Source organism: Bullifex sp. (genome assembly GCF_034103065.1).
GTDB lineage: Bacteria > Spirochaetota > Spirochaetia > Sphaerochaetales > Sphaerochaetaceae > Bullifex.
In genome coordinates this window covers 1-3,070 of record NZ_JAXEGN010000091.1, presented here as the reverse complement: position 1 = coordinate 3,070, position 3,070 = coordinate 1, and the positions used below count along the sequence as shown (strand labels likewise).

Below are 3,070 nucleotides of genomic sequence, written 5' to 3'. Positions count from 1 at the left end.
TGACATTTTTAATAATGTTAGCACTACACTCTGCTTCAATTACTTCAGCTTCTTGGCCTAATATCTCTCTACATTTACTTGCTGCATAGGCTAAAGCAATTGGCTCTGTACAACCAAGAGCGGGAAGCAACTCTTCTTTTAAAATATTTAGGTATTTCTCTCTTTCATTATTATCCATCTAACTACTCCAAGTTCATTGATATTATCACTGATAATATCAGTATTAATCACAATCAAATTCCTGTCAATAAAAACCCAAATAGTTATTAACCTTTTCCTAATTAAAACAAAAACCACCCTCTATTTATGAGAACACAATAAAGGATGGTCTTATTAAAATATTGTTTTAATCCTAATTATTATAAGAATCTTTAAGCAATTCCTTCCTTGATACAGGATCCTCAGCATACTTATTAAGTCCTAGGTTCTTAAACATCAACGCAACAAATTGATCAAAACTTATTATGTCTTCAGAATCAAAGCAATTTTTAAACTGTTTTAATACAAAAGGAGTAAAAGAATATGCCGAACCAGCATTTGAATCAAAATGTGTTTCATGTACTGTTCCATTACTATTATAAAGACATGCACCAATATTCCTACTTAAATCATAAGAAAGAGGGAAACCTATTCCGTTATACTCTTTATCATCATAAGTGGTGTAATTCTTTAATAATTCTTGTTTTCCAGCAAGATATTCTAAGCTAGAGCTATTGAAATCTGATAAAGAATTATAACCTCCAAAAGCAAAGCTTCTTTCATTAAATATTTTCTTAAGGAACTCTACTTGAGCTTCAAGTTGCAAAGCATCTAGTCGTGTAGTCTCATCAGGACCAACATAAATCGGATTATATGTACTATCGATTAATTCTGTTAGAAAAATACCTGGTATATTTACATCTGTAGGCTTATTACTAGTATACTTCTCATACTCCATAGAAGTTACTTTCTTACCACTATAGTTCATAACAATCTTTGAGTCTTCTACCATAAATCTATCTATTTTATTAGTATCTTTTCTTTGATGGGTCATCGAAAGAGTATCATATATAAAACTAACATGCCTAAATGAAGATCCATTATTGTATAGCTCACCAGCTTTAAACGAGTAACCATCTTGAGTTTTTTCTACAGGTACATTGAACATTTCAAATACAAATATTTGGTCACCACCAAATAATCCAAATAAAGGAGCTACAATTTCTCTATAAGAGAATTTCTTTTCAACATTAGAGTAATAATACTCAATTTTTCCATTTACTTTTCCATCTTCTAAAACATCGTATACGATGTAAACACCATCACTAGTTGTCTTAGCCTCAACTACTTTAATAGGAAATCCATATCCTATAAGGTCTTTATTTTTTATGCTTTCAACATAATCATCAGCATCAGCATTTGCACTTTTTAATCCAGGGAGAATAGGGAGTGATCTCATTACATTACAGCTCATCCATAATCCATAAGTTGTACGATCTGCCATGTTTACTAATTCTGGTTTAGTTTTATCATTTCCATCGACAGTACCAAATGGATTACCTGTTTCTGGGAATTTCGTTAAACCTCTAGAATTTGATACTTCGATAAAATCTAGAATAACAATTTCAGATGTTGTTGTCGGTTTTTCCTCTTTTGTAGAGCTAGGTGTCTTATTTCCATTATCACATGAGATAAATAGCGATAATGTTAAGATTAATGAAATTAGAACTAATAAATATTTTTTCATTCTTCCCTCTCCTTTTATGGGATTCATATTGCGTCCCAAAATTATGTATGTCAAGACAAATAATATGAAACTAGGAAATCAGAAAAGAATTATTGGGTGTTTTTGATTTACCACCTTCTTATGCCCTAAAAGTTGATCAACACAAGTAATCTTATTATTAATTTCTTTTAGTTCAAATTCACCAGTATGGAACTTTCTATGACACGATGGGCAAAGACAAAGCATATTTGCTCTTTTATCTGGACCATGTTTAGATAATGGAAGAATATGGTGTACATCAGCATTTAAATCAACCCACTGATTTGCTCTGGAAAGATCTTTATTCCATCCTGTTCTTAATATTACATCACCACAAATTTGGCATTTAAAATCATATAAGCACTTTAATGATTCTTTAATAGTTTTAGAACTGTAATGATATATAACATCCTTACACTTCACTATTTTATCTTCATTTTCATTATCATCAGGAAGTTCTATTAACCTTTCATCAAGACGACTAGCAGAATAACTTTTAGTCCAAGTATTCTTTATCCAAGATTGATCTTTTAAACTATCCTTTGGAAATGTATTGCTAATGCTACTTTCATCTATCTCAACAACAGTGCCATGCTTTGCAACGTAATCACGAATATAATAAAAAATCATGCAGAAATTTGGGTCAGTTGCATATTCAAATGTAGTATAGCATAGAAGTCTACCACTATGGATTTCTAATTAGTATTTATATATAAAGAGGTTAATTGAAAACTTAAATGCAACCCAATATTTTGTCTTACAATAATGTTATTTATACTGATATATATATTTTGAATGGAAGGGAATACGTGAAAAAAATAATTACATTTCTAATAGTCATTACACTTTCGATATCGTTGGTTTTTGCTGCAACAGCAGGAGAGCGTAATGCATTAAGTTCTGCAAAGAGGTATTTGATATATATATGCCATTTTCCTATCAAGGGCTTGTTGAACAACTTGAATTTTAGGGATTTACTTCATCCCAAGCAGAATATGGTGCTTCAAAAGCATATAAGTAATATTCTAACAAGTGCCTAAGTTATACATTGTGACTGCTTAGGCACTTAAGGTCATTGAATATGATAATTTAAGGGTAAGCTATTAGAATAACCGATTTTTCATATGATAGAAGTATATTAAAAACAGATTAGAATTTTCATTACCCGATATCATTAGAGAGCAATTCCCCTACTTAGACTTGTGATAAACCTAGCTGGTATTGGCCTTCTTAATTTCCAAACAATACTCATAGGTTTTGAACCTTCATGCTGAACATACTCTGCAGATCCAAGCAATGTAAAAGGAACAGCACCATATTTGTCAT

Annotated in this window: 2 protein-coding genes; both read right to left on the bottom strand. The window is 31.0% G+C overall.

The window, feature by feature from the left end:
* Positions 1-352 precede the first annotated feature (352 nt).
* On the bottom strand, positions 353-1,726 hold the full coding sequence (locus SOY52_RS03775) for a hypothetical protein (RefSeq protein WP_320847651.1): 1,374 nt from the start codon (positions 1,724-1,726) through the stop codon (positions 353-355).
* Between the two features lie 78 nt (positions 1,727-1,804).
* Positions 1,805-2,374 carry an HNH endonuclease signature motif containing protein gene (locus SOY52_RS03770; RefSeq protein ID WP_320847650.1) on the bottom strand — a complete coding sequence of 190 codons (570 nt, stop codon included), beginning with the start codon at positions 2,372-2,374 and terminating at the stop codon, positions 1,805-1,807.
* Positions 2,375-3,070: the final 696 nt, after the last annotated feature.

Bases quoted from the DNA above. Each gene is read 5' to 3' on its own strand.
- SOY52_RS03770 (WP_320847650.1), bottom strand. From the start codon at position 2,374: ATGATTTTTTATTATATTCGTGATTACGTTGCAAAGCATGGCACTGTT.
- SOY52_RS03775 (WP_320847651.1), bottom strand. From the start codon at position 1,726: ATGAAAAAATATTTATTAGTTCTAATTTCATTAATCTTAACATTATCG.